Origin of the sequence: Aeromonas sp. FDAARGOS 1410 (assembly GCF_019048745.1) — a bacterium.
Taxonomy (GTDB): Bacteria; Pseudomonadota; Gammaproteobacteria; order Enterobacterales; family Aeromonadaceae; genus Aeromonas; species Aeromonas jandaei.
The window spans coordinates 2364828-2383979 of record NZ_CP077401.1 but is presented as its reverse complement, the minus strand read 5'-3'; the positions used below and the strand labels follow the sequence as shown (position 1 = coordinate 2383979).

The window sequence follows — 19152 nt, the reverse complement described above, 5'->3', positions numbered from 1 at the left end:
CAACCGGCCCATAAGACACATAACTACTTGCAAGGAATACCAAAGTTTCAAAACGAGGATTAGGCCTCGATGGGCGCACGCCAGTCGTCCGCACCGGAAGTACCGGCAACGGTGTGTTCCCAGTCAATCTTGCGGTAAGCCATGGAGACCTGGATAAGCTGGGTGAAGTCAGACTTCGCCGGGTCCTGGCAGTGCGGCATCTGGCAGTCGATGTCAACGATGGTGGCATCGGTCAGCACGGTGGAGAAGAAGTGCTCCTGCTTGCCTTCAACGGAGGTGCGGTACCACTTCAGGGTCACTTTCGGCAGCATTTCACCGGAAGCCAGCGCGTTGTACATCAGCGGTACGGCTTTGTTCAGGGCAACGGTGAACTTGAACGGCTTGTGGACACGCTGGCCAGCAGGCTGACCGGATTGCGGGTCAGTCGGGACAGTCACAACGTGCTGGAACTCTTGTACCAGCATCTCGTCTTCGTGACCTTGTACGAAGATGTTGCCGACGGAATCGGAGGTGAAGGCACCGGCGGTGATATTGCCCTGGGTTTTACCTTCGATGCTGATATAACATGGAGTTGGCATGTGTATGCTCCTAAATAGATTGGTTAAATGAGATAGCACTCGACCAGACTATTAGCAGCGACCATGCCATTTATTTTTTACATAAAAAACAATATGTTACAAACACCCACTCGTCATACGCCTCCCCACCAACGCAACTAGTTGCTCAGACAACAGATCACACCACACAAACTTGCATGGAAGAGATTTAAAACTGCACGCAAGGCAACATTTTGCCCACAGCAGAACTTATATCTACCAAGTCGCACCAGATACAGCGCATATCCGTCATCCTTTGATGTGATGTCCATCAACGTGAGCCGTATAGCTATTCAAGCTACGGCCTCAAGCGAACGACTCGCAGCGAGCCATTGTACTGCCCGCCCCTATCAGGGTTTAGATATATGAGATTTTGTCGGCGGGAAGAACAATAAACAGGGAAAAATGACGGGAGCGTCTCATGTCAGTCCATATGGTGTGAGCGGATAGAAATGACCAACACGGCACACCACTGAATAGGCATGAAAAAGAAGCAAAGCGGAACTGTAAAAACCAATCACAGGCGCAGTGAAAAGCAAAAAGCCCTGACGTTTCCGTCAGGGCTTTGCAATGTGGCGGTGAGGGAGGGATTCGAACCCTCGATACGTTGCCGTATACACACTTTCCAGGCGTGCTCCTTCAGCCACTCGGACACCTCACCAAATTTTGGTCTGTTGTTTAACGTGTTCAGCCAACACCGCGTTCGCTGCGCCGTTGCGCTGGAACGGGGCGTAATGTACGGGATACGAGGGCATGTGGTCAATGCAATTTTTTACTTTTTGCGTTCGTTTGCTCAACATCCGAACCAACTGACCAAAAACATGCCATTTCGTATCCCTTTTATTCAATTTACCGCCGCTTCGTGCAAATGTTCTCCTTTGAGCGCCTCTTCCAGCGAGCCGTAAAACTCCAGCTTGCCGGGTTGCGGGCGAACCTTGGCGCGCGCCAGCGTCTTGAGCGGCTGGAACTGCAGCTCGGCGACGCGCAGTTCGATACCGGCCGCGGCCATCTGCTTGCAAAACTGCAAGAAAGCGGAGAGACCACCGGCATCCAGAATCGAGACAGCCTCCATCTGCAACACCAGCATGCGGTGCCCTTTCACCTCGGCGGCCAGTTCGGCAAACACCCGCTCCGCAGCAGCAAAGAAGAGCGGCCCATTGATCTTGTAAACCAGCGCATCGGCCGGCACTTCGTGGGCATAGCGTTTGTGCTCGGCCAGATTGTGCAGCCTAGTCATCTTGGCTATCTCGCGCATAAAGAGCAGGGAGGCGAGGATAACCCCGAAGGTGATAGCGATAACCATGTCGAAGATGACGGTCAGCGACAGGCAGACCAGCAGCACCAGCACGTCGGCTTTGGGAGCACGACGGATCAGTTCTACGACCTTGTGCGCCTCACTCATGTTCCAGGCGACGATGAGCAGCAACGCTGCCATAGCCGACAGTGGCAGCCAGGAGAGCCAGGGTGCCAGCACCAGAATGGCAGCGAGTACCACCAGCGCATGGATCACGCCAGAGAGGGGTGAGGTCGCGCCGGCACGCACGTTGGCCGCCGAGCGGGCGATGGCTGCAGTCGCGGTGATGCCGCCAAAGAAGGGAGCAAAAATGTTGCCAAGCCCCTGCCCCAGCAGTTCGGCATTGGAGCTGTGCTTGCGGCCGGTCATGCCGTCCAGCACCACGGCGCAGAGCAGCGACTCGATGGCACCCAGCATCGCCATGGAGAAAGCGGCGGGCAGCAGACGTTCGATGGCTGCCAGATCCCAGGTCACCGGGGCACCATCCGGCCCGGGCAGTGCCCATGGCATCACCAGGGTCGGCGCAATCGGCGGGATCCCCATCCCTTGCGAGCCATCGGCCAGTGTGTAGCTGAATTTGCTGCCGATGGTGGCCACATCAACCCCAAACTGATGCAGGCCAAAGCCCAGACCGACCCCCACCAGCACGGCAGGCAGATGGCCCGGCACCGGCAACCGGAGCCGCGGCCACAGCAGCAGCACGGCCAACGTTGCAACCCCCACCAGGGTATCGCCCCACTGCCAGCTGGGCATGGCGCTGGCCAGTGCTTCGACCTTGCCCAGATAGGTTTCCGGCATATGAGGGACGCTCAGGCCGAAGAGATCCTTGATCTGCAACGTGGCGATCACAATGGCAATACCACCGGTAAAGCCCAGCGTTACTGAGGGGGGGATGTATTCAATAAGGCGACCTAGGCGGGCCAGACCCATCGCCACCAGAAAGAGGCCGGAGATAAGGGTCGCCATCAACAGGCCACCAACCCCGAACTGCTGGGCAACCGGATAGAGGATCACCACAAAGGCAGCGGTCGGACCCGAAATGGAGTAGCGGGAACCGCCGGTCACTGCAATCACGATACCGGCAATTATCGCGGTATAAAGACCGTGCTGCGGAGGAACACCACTGGCAATGGCGAGCGCCATGGCCAGTGGAATGGCGATGATGCCCACCGTCACACCGGCGATCAGGTCACGGCCAAAACGGGCCATGCTATAGGGCTCATCAATACAGGATTGGCGCAAGGCTATGGCGAGCTTCACGCTATTTAAAGAGGCTTGCTTGTGCATGTATACGTAATACCAAGAAGAGGGAGATAAAGGCCGGAGGGATCCGGCGCCCGATCATCATCAAGGGCCGGCAGAGCTGTCGACGCGGCGATGGTATCCTGCGTAACCTTACTCCAGCAGCGCCACTATTTCGATGGGCAGGATCAATGAATACCACAATCCGGCATCATTTGACTCATTTCCAGCCAAATCCCCGAACTTTATCGATTCGACCACCCTTTTTGGCGCCACGTTTGCCACCACAATGGCTTTTCGCCCCCTTGCACGTTGCCGACATGTTCGCCACACGATTGCCACATAGCCCAAGGCAGCATGTCGATAAATGGCATCAACGGTTATGGGCAAGGGACTGATTGTGCTGAAAATAAACCGCAAAGCGCAACTTTTGGGCAAACAGTCCGAAAATCCGATTTTCGGGGAGCTCGCGGGTTGACACCCGTCTTTCTGGTCATTAATATTCGCCCCGTCTCAACGAGACAGGCAATTCCTCCTTAGTTCAGTCGGTAGAACGGCGGACTGTTAATCCGTATGTCACTGGTTCAAGTCCAGTAGGAGGAGCCAATTCCCTCGTAGTTCAGTCGGTAGAACGGCGGACTGTTAATCCGTATGTCACAGGTTCAAGTCCTGTCGAGGGAGCCACATTCTAAAGCCCAGCCTTATGGCTGGGCTTTTTCGTATCTCTCTTGCAGGCTTTGGCATTGTCAGCAAAGCTGCTTTTTTCCGAACTATATGCACGGCTCTCGGAAATCCTTTCTGCCTCTTTTATAGAGAGGAGAGCGTGACAAGCTGCTCTGCCCTCAACACCGCCCTGTCATTATCGAACCAAGCAGATAAAAGCTGCCGTCATCAACACAGAACGCTATCTTCGGATGCAGTTCACGTCATAATCACCCTGTTTCCTTATCTTGGAGTTTTTATGCGCCAGTTCAATCTCATGCTCAATGGCAGCAAGATGATGATGTACCCCTTCTACGTCTGCATCCTGCTCTGCGTCGCCCTGCTGATGGTCAAGTTCTTCATGCAGCTCTATGCGCTCTGCGTCAATATCATCGAGATCCCCTACATGGACCTCATCACCGGCGTGCTGACGCTGGTGGACTTTGTGCTGGTGGCCCAGATGCTGATCCTAGTGGCGGTGTGCGGCTACGTGCAGTTCATCCAGACCCAGGAGCAGCGCGAAGCGCTTGGCAACAACTGGCTCAGCAAGATCAACTTTGCCTCCCTCAAGCTCATCGTCATCAACTCGCTGGTCACCATTGCCGGGGTGGAGGTGCTCAAAGCCTTCCTCGAAGATGGCATCACCAACGAAGTGGAGATGAAGTGGTCTGTAGTGGTGTTTCTCGCCTTCTCGATGGCGGCGCTGATTTATGCGATCACCGAGCGCATGGCCGAACACAAATAGCGGTGGACCTTCACTGGCGAGATTCAGCTTTTATTCATCAGCAATACAATTGATAACTCTTTTCATTACCCTTACTGCGTTATAGACTTGCTCCCCCCGGGCCGATTGCCCGGGTGTTGGAGCAGTTATGACAACCCTTTCCCTCGCCCCCCGACAATTCTGGCAGTGGCTGGCCTATCACCATCAGGTTGCCGAGGGCTCCCTCTACCTGATGTTCTTCTCCGGCCTGCTGTTGTGGGAGCCGCTGACCCCGCTCTGGTCGCTGGCGCGCTGGAATTTGTTCTTGCATTTGATGCTCTCGCTCACCCTGTTTCCGCTGCTGTTTGGCGCCTTCTGGCTCTCCCATCGCAGCTTGTTGAACCGCAGCAACAAACCTTTTTTGCGCACCACGGGGCGGATTATCGAAGCCCTGCTGCTGGTCTGTCTGGCCAGCGGCTTGCTGCTGGTGCTGCACGGCACTCCGGGCGATGCCATGGGCAACCTAACCAGCTGGGCCCACTGGCTGAGCGCGTTGTCGTTAACTCCTCTGGTGCTGCGCCACGCCTGGCGCTGGACCATCTTGAAATGGCGTTCCTGATCCCATGTTGAAGTCATCATTCTCTGCATATTTGTCACCCCTGCTGGCCCTCCTCCTGCTGCTGGCCAGCCCCTTTGCGTTGGCCCAACAGATGGGCGCCGGGATGATCGCCTATGAGGAGGGGCAAAACCCGCACCTCGTCACCGCCAACCTGAGTGCAGGTTCTGTCACCCTGCTTGAGCGCGATAGCGGCAAGCGCCTGAAAGAGGTGCAGCTGGGGGGCGATCTGCGCCAGCTGGCCCGCGCCGATGACGGCACCCTGCTGGTCACCGACTACAGCGGCGATCGCCTGCTGCTGCTGGATGATGATCTCGATCTGGCAAAGGCGATCCCCACCGGTCATAGACCCTACGGGGTCATCTTTGACCCCAAGCGGCAGTGGTTCTGGATCACGCTGTTCGAATCAGCTCGTCTGCAGGCCTACGACACCTCGGGCAACCTCCAGCTGGATGCAAAGACCGCCGAGACCCCCCGCGGGCTGGCATTGACCAACGATGATCGCCTGCTGCTGACCCACGCCATGACCGGCCAGCTCGCCATCTATGATCTCGCCAGGCTTGGCCACGGCGCCAAGGGCTCTTCGCTTCCCAAGCCCAACCTCATCACCCTGGCCGAGACCCACAGCGACACGCCGAGCGACTCCCAGGGCCTGCCGCGCCTGCTCGATGGCATCACCCTCTCCCCCGATGGCAGCGAGGCCTGGCTGCCTCATGTACTGTGGAGCTTTGATCACCCCTTCCAGTTTCAGAGCACCGTCTTCCCAGCCGTCTCCATCATCGATCTCGATGAGGAGAAAGAGCGGGTCGATGAAAGAAAACAGCTCTTTTTGCAAATCAACCTGCCAAGCGTCGGCAACCGCAGCCAGATTGTCTCCAACCCGTTCGCTGCGCGCTTCGCCGCCGATGGCAAGCGGGTCTATCTGACCCTGGCGGGCTCGGAAGATCTGCTGGTGTTCGATCTCTCCCGCAGCGGCAAGTCCAACAACAACCGTCACCGCCGCAAGAAGTTTCAGGGGGGAGCCAAGGCAACCCAGGTCTTGCGTCACCTGCCGGGCCAGAATCCGCGGGATCTGCTGATCGATGGTGACCACATCCTGGTGCATAACGCCATGGGGCAGGATCTCACCCGCCTCAATAGCGGCGGCAGCGGCCCATTTGCCCGGGTCACCGTCGATGTGCCCCACTTTTCCAAGTTGGTAGAGACAGATCCCCGCCCCGAGCAGCTTCAGCGCGGCGAGCGGCTGTTCAACTTGGGCAACACTGCGGCTAATAGCCGCTTCCCCATGGCAGGGGACAACTGGATGAGCTGCAACTCCTGCCATCTGGACGGGTTCAACTTCACCAACCGCTATCTGATGGCGGCCCATCGCCAGCAGAACGGTGACAACGCCATCAACGGCCACGCCAACCTCACCAACATGGTGGCGGGGGATTTTGTCGGCGAATACCTGCGCATGACCCAGCAGACCCAGGGCGGTATGGGCCATGACACCCGCGATGGGGCCGAGGCGGTTGACCCCGCCAAGCCCCAACCGGAAGTGAAAGCGATGATGGAAGATCTGCACGCCTTCGTCACCGCCGATGGCAACCTCCCCTATCTTGCCAACTGGCTGCGGCTCGATGCCCCGCGCACGGATCCCGCCAAGGCGCCGACCACTCACCCGAAGGCGTGGCTCAACTCCGCCTCCTGCCAGAACTGCCACCAACAGGCGTTCCAGGATTGGAGCGAGAGCAACCACCGGCTGATGGGCAACTCCCACCCCTACTACAAAGTGGTGCAAGCGCTGGCCCGCGAAACCGAAGGGGAAGCGTTCGGTCAGTGGTGTCAGGGCTGCCACATGCCCCAGCAGGTGATTACCGGCCAGATGGATCTACCCAAGGGCTCCCACATGTTCGAGCAGGGTGGTGCATCGCTGATTGCCGCTCACAAGGCGGGCGAACCTGTGGTTGAAGAAGGGACTGGCTGCGTACTCTGTCATCGCATCACCAAGGTAGAAGATGCGGGCGGCAACAGCGCCTTTACCGTGAATTTGAAAGACCGTGAGAGCTATGTGTTCGAGGATGCCGCGGGTGGCAGCCTCCAGCACTGGCTGGCCGAGCGGCAGATCAACGCCCGTCCGGCGGCCCACAAAGCCTCCTATCAGAAGGATTTCTACCGCGATGCGGCCCTGTGCAAATCGTGCCACAACGAGTTTGCCCCGGGCACCGGCGCCAATATCGTCAACACCTGGGAGGAGTGGGAAAAATCCAGCTTCGCCAAGGCCGAGGATCCCGCCAAACGGCGCACCTGCATCGACTGCCACATGAACCCGGAGCCGGGCAATGGCGGCGCACCGGTGGCGGGCCAGTCCACCGAAAACGGCACCATGAAAGCCCGGCTCTATCGCCACAACTTTACCGGCGCCCAGCACCAGCTGGTGGGGCTGCGCAATCCCGACCTTGAACAAGAGAGTCTGGCGCTCTTGCGCTCCAGCGCTACCCTCTCCGCCCGTATCGAACAGGCTGCCGATAGTCAGCAGCTGGTGGTGCGGGTCGCCAATACCGGCGCGGGCCATGCCCTGCCCACCGGAGTGGCCGATTTTCGTGAACTCTGGCTGGAGCTGACCGTCACCGACGCCAGTGGCAAGGTAGTGCTTGCCAGCGGCCAGCCGGTGGATGGCGCTGTCCCAGAAGATGCGCGGCTGTTCAGAAAAGTGTTCGGCGATGCCGAGGGCAAGCCGGTGGGGCTCAAGTTCTGGCGCTACGCCAAATTGCTGGAAGATACCCGCATTCCGGCCGATGGCTGGCGCGATGAAGTCTGGCAGCTACCCGCAGAAGCCCAAGAGCCCTTCAAGGCCGATATCAAACTCAATTTCCGCACCTACCCCAAGTGGGTCAATGATGCGGTGCGCGCCGCCGAGCCAAGCTTGCCGGAGCCACCCATAGTGCAACTCAATCGGCTGCAACTGACCCTGCGGCCTCTCTCCATCACGCCCGCTACGGAGCCTCAATCCTGATGTTTGCAAGTTTTCTCATTACCCTGCGCGAGGGGCTGGAAGCCTTCCTGCTGGTCGGCATCTGCCTCTCCTACCTCGCCAAGCTGGGGGCGAGCCGCTACAACAAGTTCATCTATCTGGGGGTGGGGCTCGGCCTTATCGCCTCCCTGATCGTCGCCTTCCTGTTCCAGGTGGTGGTGAGCCAGTTCGAGAGCGAGCGTTACAACCACCTCTTGATGGCGGGGATCCTCATCTTCGCCACCTTGGTGCTCACCTATATGGCGATCTGGATGCAAAAGCAGGCCAAATCCCAGGTGGGGGCAATGACGGCGCGCATCGATGCCGCCATCGATGGCGGCAACCTGTTTGGTCTGGTGCTGCTCGCCTTCCTCGCCGTGATGCGCGAGGGGTTTGAAACCGTGCTCTTCTTCTCCGCCCTGCTCTACTCGGGCCAAGGGGTGGATCTGCAATCGGGCCTGATGGGCGCGCTGGCGGGGCTGCTGGTCTCCATCGCGCTGGTGTGGGGGCTGCTGCGCTCCACCCGCAAGGTGGCGCTGGCTCCCTTCTTCCGCTGGACGGGCCTGCTTATCATCATCATCGCGGCAGGCTTGCTCTCATCCGCCGTCAACATGTTGCAAGCGGCAGATATCATCACCTTCTGGACCACGCCGGTATTCGACATCAGCCACATTCTCGACGATCAGGGGGTATTTGGTACCTTCCTGCGCGCCCTGTTTGGCTACAATGCCTCACCCGCTGGCTTGCAGCTGCTGACCTGGGCCCTCTATCTGGCGATCTTCGTTACCTTCTGGCAGCGCAGCTATCGCCCGCAGGTGAACGCCGTGTCCAGCAAGGACTGAGTCCTCACCCTCTGTGGCAACAAGGCCACGGGGTAACAACACCATTCGGGAGCCGCGCACTGGTGCGGTTCCCTTATCTATCAAGCAGTTTCGGAATAGGTCATGAGCGATAACAACAAGAAACACATTGCCGTGCTGGGTGCCGGCCCAACCGGTTTGATGGCTGCCTGGCGCCTGCGCCGCGCCGGTTTTGCAGTCACCCTGTTCGAGCAGGAGCCGGTCGTCGGCGGCATGTGCGCCACCCAGACCTTCAAGGGGCGCGATGGGGAGTATCGCTTTGACTACGGCGGCCACCGCTTTATAACTAAAAACCCCGAGCTGCTCGCCTTTATTGACGAGCTGATGGGGGACGATCTGCTCCACGCCGAGCGCAAGAGCGTCATCCGCTTTGGCGGGCGCACCTATGACTACCCTTTGAACCTGCCCAACCTGCTCAAGACGGCGCCACTGGCCCTGATGGCCGGTGCTGTGAAAGATTTGCTGCTGTTACCCTTTAGCAAGAAGCCGGATGATTTCGCCAAGGCGAGCTTTGCCGAGTGGATCCAGAGTCACTTCGGTCGCACCCTCTATCGCCAGTTCTTCGAGGGTTACACCGGCAAGCTGTGGGGCATCAATCCGGACAAGCTCTCCGCCGACTGGGCCGGTCAGCGCATCAGCCTGATCGATCTCAAAGACGTGGCGCGCCGCCTGTTGCCAAGACGCAACGGCAGTATCTCGGTGCGCACCTATGCCCGCAAATACCGCTACCCCAAATATGGCTTCGGCCAGATCTTCACCACCCTGGGAGAGCGGCTGGTGGCTGAGGGCGTTGAGCTGAAAACCGGCGCCACCATCACCCGCCTTGAGCAGGCCGATGGCCGCATCGAACGGGTGTATTGGAAACAAGATGATGTTGAGCAGAGCGAGCGCTTTGATCAGGTGATCTCCACCCTGCCGCTGCCGCTCACCTGCCAGCATCTGGGCTTGCCGTGCGATCTGCACTACCGGTCGCTTCGCTTCGTCAATATGCCGCTCAAACAGGAGAACCTGTCAGACAACACCTGGCAGTACCTCTCCGATCCCCATATTCTGGCGACCCGCCTGCAGGAACCGCGCCGCCGCAGCCCCTTTATGGCGCCCCAAGGCCAGACCTCGGTGATGCTGGAGATCCCCTGCAATCCGGGGGATGCCACCTGGCAGGCACAGCTCTCTGATCTGCGCGGTCGGGTCACCGCCGATCTGGCCAGCCTTGGCGTCGATACCGCCAAGCTTGGCGATGAAACTTTTGAAGCGCGTAGCGAATACGCCTATCCGCTAATGGACCTTGGCTATCAGGCCCGCCGCAACGAAGCCATCAAGGCGCTGATGCCCATCACCAACCTCATCATGACCGGCCGTCAGGGGACATTCCGCTACATCTTCACCGACACCGCCATGGAGATGGGGATGATGGCCGCTGACATGGTGATCGATGGGGTGGACAGACGTCACGCCATCTTCAACCATCGCAACGAAAATACCGTGATTGAAACCCAGAGCGTGGCCTGAGTGCCAACCTCTTGGCATTAAGTAAGGAGAACAGGATGACCATCCGCCCGGGTTTACTCGCCCTCACCCTGCTGCTGACCCTGAGCGGGCAGGCGCAGGCTTACTCCTACGCCGCCGCCGGCAAGGAGCCGCTGATCGACGCCCGCGAAGCGCTGCTGGGCGCCGCCACTGATGGCAAGGATGCCAGCGCCACCTTGAGCGAAATTGCCGAGGAGCTGACCTATCTGGAACAGCACCACAAGGTGGAGCTGCAAGCGCCACTGGCAGCCGCCATCAAGGCCAAAGACGCCGCAGCAACCGCCGCCCTGCTCAATCGCGCCTACAAGGCGGAGATCGAGCGCCGCCTCGAAGGGGCCAGCCAGAATCTTGGCAACTACCAGACCGCCAAGGTGCTGGTGGTCAAGAGCAAGCGCTTCCTCGACTTGCTCCTCCCCTCCCTCAGTGAAGGGGATCGCAAGGCGGCCGAGCAGGCGCTGGCCAAGGTGCTCGATGCCATCGGTAACCCGGGGGTATTCGGGGTGGGCGCCAAGCCCGCCGACGCCGCCGCCTTTGCCACAGCGGAAAAAGCGCTGATGGCCGTGCTGGCGCCGCTTTGATGGCAACCTGCCAATCATTGCGCCACCTCGCTGCGACAAACGGTGGGTTTCGCTGCGCGCTACCCACCCTACGCACGGCCTGCCGATAAATGCACCCGGACGCCGGTTTGCCCCCTTCTCCCCTGGCGGGAGAAAGGCTGGGGATGAGGGGGAAGGCAGCGTATCGGCGTTGGGCTTCCCCCTGCTCCACCACCATTTGGCTGCTCATTCTGCTGCAACTGGCCTGGCTTTGCTGGCTGCTGGCCTTTCCGGTGGCCCTCGATTCCGACGATGCCCTCAATTTCGCCCACGGGGTAACGCGCTTTAGCGTGCTGGAGTTCTCCCCCCACTTTCCGGGCTACCCCGCCTTTATCTGGCTGGCGCGGCTGATCAATCTGGCGGTGGACGATCCGGCCCGCGCAGTGCAGTGGGCAAGTCTGCTCGGGAGCAGTATGCTGGCACCGCTCGCCGCCTTGTTGGCTGTGAAGTTATGGCAACGGCCAAATCTGCTCGCCCCCGTCTGGCTGCTGGTGCTGGCTCTGCCGCTCACCCTGACCCTGGCGCTCTCCGGCCTCTCGGATGGGCCGGCTCTGGCCGCCTGGCTCGGAACGCTGCTGGCCTTGCAGCAGCGCAGATTCGCACTGGCAGGCCTGCTGCTCGGCCTGATGCTGGCGCTGCGCCCCTCCTACTTCATGCTGACCCTGCTGCCCCTTTGGCTGGGGATGGCGCAAAAGGGTCAGCGACTTAACTTTCTGCTCCCCATTGTTCTGGTGGGGCTTATCAGCCTGCTGTTTGTCTGGCAGGCCGATGGCTGGGCCTACTTCAGCGAGGGGCGCCGATTTACCGACGGCCACTTTACCCTGTGGGGCAACACGGCAGCAGCCCATGGCGATCGGCTGCTGAGCTGGGCGCGAACCTTCAACGATCAGCTCACTCCGCTCTGGCCCTTGGCTGTTGGGACGCTGCTGGTACTGCCGCTTTGGCAAAGATCAAAAAAACACCCTGCCGCCCTCTCTCCACTCTGGACGCTCTACTGGCTCGCCCTGCTGCTCTGGACCCTGTTTGGCCAGAATCCCGACAATCCCCGCCATCTGGCCCCCGTCACCCTGCTCGGTATCGTGCTGCTGGCAAGCTGGCTGCCGCGCCGTGGCGAGTGGCCGGTCGCGGTGGCCGGATTGCTGCTCCTAGCGGCGACCTTCACCCTACCCCGTCCGCCCGCTATGGTGCAGGCGGCAAAACTGGCAGAAACAGCGTGCCCGGCGCTGGTGACCCAGTGGGGGGTAAGATTGCTGCGGGAGACCACGGCACTGCCGGTAACGGACGGCTGGTACAAGGGGGATGCGGCGCTGGCGATCTCTCAAGGAGCCTGCCGTTTGAGCCGCCGGGCCATTGAGCCTGCTGAAATGCAGGCTGGCAGCAGACAGATCTGGTTTGCCCCCCGATTTCAGGCCGAACCGGGCCTCTGGCTCGCCATACCGGATCCCCCGCTGACACAAAACTGATAGACTGCCTTTTCGCCCTTTTTCCATCCATCCCACAACTGGATACCCTATGCCCCAAACCGCTCCGACCCGGGCCTCCGCCCTCTCCCCCCGTTTTCTCTTTATCCTGCTGGGTGCGCTGGCGGGCCTGACCCCGCTCGCGGTAGATATGTATCTGCCAGCTATTCCGGCTATCGCCCGGGATCTGGCCACCAGCATCGACGGTGCCCAGCTCACCATCAGCGCCTTTCTGGGCGGCTTTGCCATCGGCCAGCTCTTCTACGGCCCGCTCGCCGACAGCTATGGCCGCAAGCCGGTGATCCTGGCGGGGCTGGTGATGTTTGCCATCGCCTCGGTCGGTTGTGCCATGGCGGACTCCCTGCCCGAATTGCTGGCCTATCGGATGCTGCAGGCGGCGGGCGGCGCCGCAGGGTCGGTCGTGGTCAATGCCCTGCTGCGCGACCTGTTCGAGAAGGATGCCTTTTCCCGCGCCATGTCGTTCGTCATTCTGGTGATGACGCTGGCACCGCTGGTGGCACCCGTGGTGGGGGGGTACATCAGTGCCCATGCCAGCTGGCGGGTCATCTTCTGGCTGCTGGTGGGGATCAGCCTGCTGATCTGTCTGGTGATGCAGTGGAAAATCGAGGAGACCCTGAAACCCGAGCACCGTCAGCCGCTCAAGATCGGCCAGATCCTCAAGAACTACTGGGGTGTGCTCTCCCATCGCGGCGCCATGGGCTATGTGCTGTGCGGTTCCCTCTCAAGCTCCGGCATGTTCGCCTTCTTAAGCGGCTCACCCTACGTCTATATCGAGTATTTCAAGGTGCCGACCGAGCATTACGGCTGGCTGTTTGGCCTCAATATCCTGCTGATGATGGTGGTGACCTTCGTCAACAGCCGACTGGTGAAAGGGGTGGGCGCCGAGCGAATGCTGCAATACGGCCTGCTGGTGCTGCCCTGCGCGGGCGCCCTGCTGGTCTACAACGCCTGGAGCCAGACCGGCGGCCTGTGGGGCATCGTCATTCCGGTGGTGCTGTTTGTCGGCCATATCAGTCTGGTGGGTGCCAATGCCATGACCGGCCTGATGGGCCACTTCCCGCAATCTGCGGGCACCGCCTCGGCACTGGCGGGCACCCTGCGCTTTGGTATCGGCGCCCTGGTCGGCATTCTGGTCAACCTCAATCCGCCCCACTCGCCGCTGCCGATGGCCATCGCCATCGCCTGCTGCGGGGTCGGTTCAGCTCTCAGCTACTGGCTGCTCACCGGCCACAAGGCACACTGATCCCTCTGCTGGATATAAAAAAGAGCGCCCCCTCTCTTGCGACAGGGGGCGCTCTTTTTGGGGGGAGATGTCACAACAGGTGCGCCTCAATCCCCTCCGATATGCGTCACTTCTTGCCAAAACCGGACTGTTTCAGGGTATACCCCGCGCTGTTTTGCCAGGCATCCAGACCGCTTCGGTTGTTGCCGGCAACCAGGCTCGCGGCCAGACTCGGGCTGTTGAACAGCTGATCAGCAGTAAAGAGAAAACCCCCTTCGCTGCGGGGCACCAGAATGCCCTTGTTCAGCAGCTCCAGTCGCAGTTCAATCACCGCCTCGCGCAAAGAGGCTGCATCCTCGCCGTTGGCGGTGGAACCGGCCAGCACCATAAAGCCCGGATTTTGCCGCTTGCCCACCGGATAACCGTGGGCCTCGGCACCCTTGCCATTGAAGTGGTAGAGCTCGCGCTCCCCGGGACGATTGTCGGAGAGCGCCTTTTGCAGGGTCATCAGCTCGTTGTAGATCTCGATGGGGACGACGGCCGCCTGCTTGTTCCCCTTGCTATCGATGATAAAACTGACTTGCTTGTGTAACATCCTTGCTCATCCTGTGACCCATGGAAGCCCCTATTCTAACCACCTCGGGCAAGCGGGATCCAGCGAGGATCCTTATCTCTTTTGCTGCACCGATCACTAACTGGCGCTCTCGCCGCTCTGCTGAAAGCCATTGACCATCAACCGGTTACCAGAGTGTGCTTCCTCTCTGCTGGCCATTTTCCCACTGCCAGTTGCAGCTAATGGCACGACATTACTCAAGCCTGAAGCTGCTCCTCGACCATCCTGTTGAGCAACTGCATCACCTGCTTGCTAGCCTGCTCGGCACTCTCCATCTCGGCCAGAATGGTGTGCAGCAACCTGTCATCATGGAGCCAGTCACCCCGTGCGGCAGTCAATGCTCTGCTGACAGCCTCGTGCACCTGTTTGTGGGGCACCTCGATGTGTTTGAAACTCGGCAACTTGCCAAACGACTCGCCGCCTTCACCCTGATAGTACCAACGGCCCAAACGGCAATCGGTATGGCTGGCCACGCTCTCGTTATCCCTAACTTCCAGCCCGTGGTAACCACGCTGCATAAAGATGATGTGATCCAGCTTGACCAGCGAGGCAAACGCCAGCCCTCTGGCGAAGTGGAGATGACCGATGTTGGATTTTGCTCCCTCGGCCACTGCCTCGAAGCTTTGACGAAAACCGTCCACATTGTCACTGATGCGCTGGCTACGCTCCCCAAGCGAGAGCACGCTCCCCACTATCTGTTCGATGCTGGTCGTCAGCCCCTTGACCACATCGCGGATTTCGTTGGTTGACTGACGGGTGCGTTCGGCAAGAGCCCGTACTTCGTCGGCGACCACCGCAAACCCGCGCCCGACTTCACCTGCTCTGGCCGCCTCGATGGCAGCATTCAACGCCAGCAGGTTGGTCTGAGCGGTGATCTCCGTGATGAGATTGACTGTAGCGGTGATGCGGGCACTCTCCCCTGCCAGCGTGGTCGCTGCCCGTCCGGTATCCTGCATCTCACGGTTGATACCTAGCAGCTCCTGGCTGAGATCTTCGACCACCGTCATGCTGTGCAGCGATGCATCCAGCCCGCTCTGGGCATTGCCAAGTACGTCCTCAATCTTGTTGCTGAGGGTCAGCAGATCTTCCTGATTCCCAGCCAGACTGCTGCGCAGGTTCTGGTTGTTGGTCTGGTGGAGTTTGTTGAGCAGATTACCCTGCCGGGAGAGCTCGGTCGCCTCCTGAATGGCGTGCAGGGAGAGATTTATGTTATCGGCTGTCTTGGAAAACTCGCCGGGCAGACCCTGTTTGAACGCATGGCGGTAGTAGCGTCCCTGACCAGCATGTTCAAAGCAGGAGACCATATCCTTGATGTTTGCTTCGACGATGTCGAGAAAACTGTTGAGGTTCCAGGCGATCTTGCCCAGCTCGCCAAGCCCCTTGGTTCTGGTCACCCGGACATGGGTCTCACCGGCACTGGCCTGCACCAGCACTTCGTTGATCTGATCCATGATCGCCACCAGCCTGCGTTGTTCACGCAGTGCAAGCACAATAAAGAGCAACGCCAACCCGGGGATCCCCAGATTGAACCAGGTCGGCCCGACCGAACTAAGAGAAAAGATGGCCAACATCAGTACAGAGAGGCCGAACACGGTACAGATCAGCAAAAATTTCTGACTGATGAAGAGGTGTTTTTTACTGGCACTGCTGGTCTTGGTTAGCACAGTCAACATAGAGTGACTCCTTAATCCTGCTGCACCAGATTGAGAACAAAACGTTCGTAATCAGTCCCCTGAGATGCCAGGTGTTGCTCCAGCCAGGCCCAGGATTGCTTGGGAGCATCTCCGGACATTCCCCGCTCCAGCTCACACATTTTCTGATATACGGGGGCAATGGTCGCAATGGCATGGCGGGATGGACAACGGCGAACCGAGAAGTAGCCGATCGCCTTGCCGTCACGAAAATCGGGACGCACATTTGCCAACACCCAGTAGAAATCACCGTTGGCGGTCATGTTTTTGACAAAGCCAAAGAACTCGCGATTCTCCTTGAGGGTGTGCCACAACCCCCAAAAAACACCGCGGGGCATATCGGGATGGCGCACGATGTTGTGAGGCGTTCCCAGCAGATCCTCCTCCGAATAATCACAGAGTCGCATGAATACTTTGTTGGAGTAGGTGATCCTGCCTGCCAGATCGGTCTTGGAGACGATCAGCTCATCCTGATGAAAGGTGATCTCGCGTTGGGTGGGGGTGATGTTTTGGGCCATGATACAGATTCCCATCCTTGGTTATTGATAAGCACTATATCTCTCAAAAAGGTAGCAATGCACCATAAAAGGTGGGGTTAATCTTTGGTCGAAATCCCGTTGCCAATGCAGCCATAAGCTATCTCCATATGGATAGCGGCAAACAGGGCAACAACATGAGAGATAGTTGGCTGAACGCGTGCAATATCAACGCATTGTGAGCAAATCAGGAAAGATAAAAGCAGGGAGGAACAAGCATTTTGCACAGGCTGGCACGCCAGCCCGTGATCCGGCCTAAAGACGATTGCAGGTGAGGGAGTTTATAAACGCCAGCGTACGGCGATTAAACTGCTCCGGCTGCTCCACATTGCAGACATGGCCACACTGCCGGATCACCGCCAGCGAAGAGCTGGCATCGCGGGCCACCTGTTCGCGCACCGGCGCCAGAAACATATGATCCTCCTCCCCCATCACATAGAGGGTCGGAATGGGCAGGGAGCGTTCGCGAAAATAACGCATCAGCGGGTTAACCTCGGTGGCGAGGCGGAACCAGCGTTTGAACTCTTTCTGGCAGAGCTTGCGGGCCTCGCGCACAAAGAGGTTGCGCGACTCCTGATGGTGCTGGCGCGGCATGATGATGAAGGCAAACAGCCGGTAGAGCCACATATAGGGCAGGAAGTGCTGGCCGAGTCGGCCCAGTTGCACCAGCACCCGCGAGCGGATATCGAGCCGCAAAATGGCGCCGCCCAGCACCATGCTCTTGACCCGCTCCGGGCAGAGCTCGGCCAGATGGCGAATAAGGATGGTGCCAAGGGAGATGCCGACAAAGTGGGCGCAGCGGATATTAAGGTGATCGAGCAGCCGAACGATATCCTCGGTCACGGCCCGAAAGCTGTAGTGGCCCTGGATCACCTGCTGCAGCTTGTTGGACTGGCCATGGCCACGCAAGTCCAGCAGCAACACGTTGAAGTGCTCGCGATAGGCGCGCAACTGCTTGAACCAGATGGAGGAGCTGCCACCGGCGCCGTGGACAAACACCACCCAATCCCGCTCGGGACCCAGTTCGAAAGTCTTGTGATACAACATCAATAGGCTCCCTCGGTGATGGGGGGTATACTCGGCTGCGCATAGTAACAGATGCCTTCCCCTGATTGATATGCAACCGCACTGATCGGATCACCCACAGCGAGACCAGACCATGGAGTTAACCCCTTTACGCCACTTTCTGCTCTCGTTGCCGGGCAGTCAGGAAGATACCCCGTTTGGCCCGGAGATCCTGGTCTACCGCATCGCCGGCAAGATGTTCGCGCTGGTGGATTGGCAAGCTGACCCGCTCACCATCAACCTCAAGTGCGAACCCGAGCTGGCGCTGTTGCTGCGCGAACTCCACCCCGAGGTGAAACCGGGCTGGCATATGAACAAGCAACACTGGAACACAGTGACCCTGAACAGCACCTTGCCCGATGATCTCTGGCAAGGCTGGGTGCACCACTCCTATGAGCGGGTTGTCGCCGGCTTGCCTAAATCCAGACGGCCCATGGCCCCCGCACGCAATGCAGCTGATCAGGGTGCTTCGGCATGACGCCGCTCCTCTTTATCGCCCCCCTTGGCGAGCAGCATATTCCAGCCCTGGTCACCCTGTTCGAGCAGGCAATCCGCCACACCGGCCCCCAGCACTACAGCCCGGAGCAGGTGGAGCAGTGGGCCCTCGGTTCACAACATCCCGGCTTTGTCAGCCAGCTGCGCGAGCATCATGGCTGGGTTGCCATGCTGGGTGAATCGCCTGCCGGTTTTGTCACCCTGAGCGCCGATGGCCACCTCAGCCTGCTCTACGTCGGTGCGGCCCATCAGCGGCAGGGGCTGGGCAATCTGCTGCTTACCACGGCGCTGGCAGGTGCCCGCGCCCTTGGCATCAGCGCCATCACAACCGAGGCCAGCGCCTTCAGTTATGAGCTATTTTTACGGCATGGCTTTACCTTGACCGGCGTGGAAAGCGTGGAGCGCGGCGGAGTCAGTTTTACCCGCCACCGCCTGCACTGCTGCTTGCCAAGCTAGATCAAGCCACTAAAATACGCTTAATTTTCGTATTGTTACTGTATTGAGGCAGCAACCATGGTGGTAGAGAGTGAAGGCTATATCTCGCTGATCGAGTATCTGGTGGAGAGTTTGGGACTGTTTGAGGCCCAGCAGCAGAATGCGGGTGGCGAGCAGACCATCGAGGATCTCGTCAGTAGCCGGGTGGCCAGCAACCTGATGGCCATCTGCGAGCAGAACCCTCAGCTGGCACCCAAGGTGCGTTTTACCATCATGCAGGAGGCGGACGCCGTGGTCGCCGATCTGGAAGAGGTGCTCTCCGCCGTCTGGCTGCGCGAGCCGACCCCGGAGCAGAAAGCCTTCCTCATCGAGTTCATCGATCTTATCAAGAACCTCTTCGACAGCGCGATCGCCTGACCGATCGCCCCTCCCGAGCTAAAACAAGCAGATATGAAAAGGGCCGCCTTGGTGGGCAGCCCTGCT

General features: G+C 59.3%; 17 protein-coding genes, 3 tRNA genes and 1 pseudogene. 13 read left to right on the top strand and 8 right to left on the bottom strand.

The window, feature by feature from the left end:
• Window positions 1-59 precede the first annotated feature (59 nt).
• From hcp1 to dauA, 3 genes are all read right to left on the bottom strand, one after another.
• A complete protein-coding gene (hcp1, locus tag I6L40_RS11185) occupies window positions 60-578 on the bottom strand; it encodes a type VI secretion system effector Hcp1 (RefSeq protein WP_010634242.1) in 519 nt (172 codons plus the stop codon).
• 591 nt (window positions 579-1169) lie between these two features.
• Window positions 1170-1257: transfer RNA gene (locus tag I6L40_RS11180), tRNA-Ser, on the bottom strand.
• Between the two features lie 183 nt (window positions 1258-1440).
• Window positions 1441-3177, bottom strand: a complete 1737-nt coding sequence (dauA, locus tag I6L40_RS11175) for a C4-dicarboxylic acid transporter DauA (protein ID WP_216994263.1) — start codon at window positions 3175-3177, stop codon at window positions 1441-1443.
• Between the two features lie 485 nt (window positions 3178-3662).
• Here dauA and I6L40_RS11170 point away from each other — a divergent pair.
• The 10 genes from I6L40_RS11170 to I6L40_RS11125 all read left to right on the top strand — a co-directional run bounded on the left by I6L40_RS11170 (window position 3663) and on the right by I6L40_RS11125 (window position 13855).
• Window positions 3663-3738 (top strand) — tRNA-Asn (locus I6L40_RS11170).
• Window positions 3739-3740: 2 nt separating this feature from the next.
• Window positions 3741-3816: transfer RNA gene (locus I6L40_RS11165), tRNA-Asn, on the top strand.
• A gap of 277 nt (window positions 3817-4093) precedes the next feature.
• Window positions 4094-4579, top strand: coding sequence for a YqhA family protein (locus tag I6L40_RS11160; protein ID WP_033115154.1), 486 nt, complete (start codon window positions 4094-4096; stop codon window positions 4577-4579).
• 127 nt (window positions 4580-4706) lie between these two features.
• Window positions 4707-5156, top strand: a complete 450-nt coding sequence (locus I6L40_RS11155) for a hypothetical protein (RefSeq protein ID WP_216994262.1) — start codon at window positions 4707-4709, stop codon at window positions 5154-5156.
• A 4-nt stretch (window positions 5157-5160) separates the two neighbouring features.
• A complete protein-coding gene (locus I6L40_RS11150; protein WP_216994261.1) occupies window positions 5161-8151 on the top strand; it encodes a YncE family protein in 2991 nt (996 codons plus the stop codon).
• Window positions 8151-8990: an FTR1 family protein gene (locus tag I6L40_RS11145; protein ID WP_216994260.1), complete on the top strand. Its 840-nt coding sequence runs from the start codon at window positions 8151-8153 to the stop codon at window positions 8988-8990. The genes I6L40_RS11150 and I6L40_RS11145 overlap by 1 nt, the downstream gene beginning before the upstream one ends.
• 102 nt (window positions 8991-9092) lie before the next feature.
• Window positions 9093-10517: an NAD(P)/FAD-dependent oxidoreductase gene (locus tag I6L40_RS11140; RefSeq protein ID WP_216994259.1), complete on the top strand. Its 1425-nt coding sequence runs from the start codon at window positions 9093-9095 to the stop codon at window positions 10515-10517.
• A gap of 35 nt (window positions 10518-10552) precedes the next feature.
• Complete coding sequence (locus tag I6L40_RS11135; RefSeq protein ID WP_216994258.1) at window positions 10553-11113, top strand: hypothetical protein; 561 nt, start codon at window positions 10553-10555, stop codon at window positions 11111-11113.
• Between the two features lie 200 nt (window positions 11114-11313).
• A complete protein-coding gene (locus I6L40_RS11130; RefSeq protein WP_216995425.1) occupies window positions 11314-12594 on the top strand; it encodes a hypothetical protein in 1281 nt (426 codons plus the stop codon).
• 49 nt (window positions 12595-12643) lie between these two features.
• A complete protein-coding gene (locus I6L40_RS11125) occupies window positions 12644-13855 on the top strand; it encodes a Bcr/CflA family multidrug efflux MFS transporter (protein ID WP_071911389.1) in 1212 nt (403 codons plus the stop codon).
• A gap of 106 nt (window positions 13856-13961) precedes the next feature.
• Here I6L40_RS11125 and I6L40_RS11120 read toward each other — a convergent pair whose 3' ends face one another.
• The 5 genes and pseudogenes from I6L40_RS11120 to I6L40_RS11105 all read right to left on the bottom strand — a co-directional run bounded on the left by I6L40_RS11120 (window position 13962) and on the right by I6L40_RS11105 (window position 17721).
• Window positions 13962-14429, bottom strand: coding sequence for a DUF4357 domain-containing protein (locus I6L40_RS11120; RefSeq protein WP_071911395.1), 468 nt, complete (start codon window positions 14427-14429; stop codon window positions 13962-13964).
• A gap of 215 nt (window positions 14430-14644) precedes the next feature.
• On the bottom strand, window positions 14645-14965 hold the full coding sequence (locus tag I6L40_RS21035; protein WP_239693805.1) for a CZB domain-containing protein: 321 nt from the start codon (window positions 14963-14965) through the stop codon (window positions 14645-14647).
• A gap of 138 nt (window positions 14966-15103) precedes the next feature.
• Window positions 15104-15364 (bottom strand): annotated as a pseudogene (locus tag I6L40_RS21030) (methyl-accepting chemotaxis protein); the annotation flags it as partial.
• Between the two features lie 767 nt (window positions 15365-16131).
• On the bottom strand, window positions 16132-16656 hold the full coding sequence (locus I6L40_RS11110; RefSeq protein WP_071911397.1) for a PAS domain-containing protein: 525 nt from the start codon (window positions 16654-16656) through the stop codon (window positions 16132-16134).
• Window positions 16657-16929: 273 nt separating this feature from the next.
• A complete protein-coding gene (locus tag I6L40_RS11105; protein ID WP_216994257.1) occupies window positions 16930-17721 on the bottom strand; it encodes an alpha/beta fold hydrolase in 792 nt (263 codons plus the stop codon).
• Window positions 17722-17833: 112 nt separating this feature from the next.
• Between I6L40_RS11105 and I6L40_RS11100 the strand changes: the two genes are divergently transcribed.
• Genes I6L40_RS11100 through I6L40_RS11090 form a run of 3 tightly spaced genes read left to right on the top strand, consistent with a single transcriptional unit; the run spans window position 17834 to window position 19086 of the window.
• Window positions 17834-18217 (top strand): MmcQ/YjbR family DNA-binding protein, encoded by a 384-nt coding sequence (locus tag I6L40_RS11100; protein WP_071911401.1) that lies wholly within the window; start codon window positions 17834-17836, stop codon window positions 18215-18217.
• Window positions 18214-18690, top strand: a complete 477-nt coding sequence (locus I6L40_RS11095; RefSeq protein WP_071911403.1) for a GNAT family N-acetyltransferase — start codon at window positions 18214-18216, stop codon at window positions 18688-18690. The genes I6L40_RS11100 and I6L40_RS11095 overlap by 4 nt, the downstream gene beginning before the upstream one ends.
• Before the next feature lie 57 nt (window positions 18691-18747).
• On the top strand, window positions 18748-19086 hold the full coding sequence (locus tag I6L40_RS11090) for a DUF3802 family protein (protein ID WP_033115949.1): 339 nt from the start codon (window positions 18748-18750) through the stop codon (window positions 19084-19086).
• The last annotated feature ends 66 nt before the right edge of the window (window positions 19087-19152 follow it).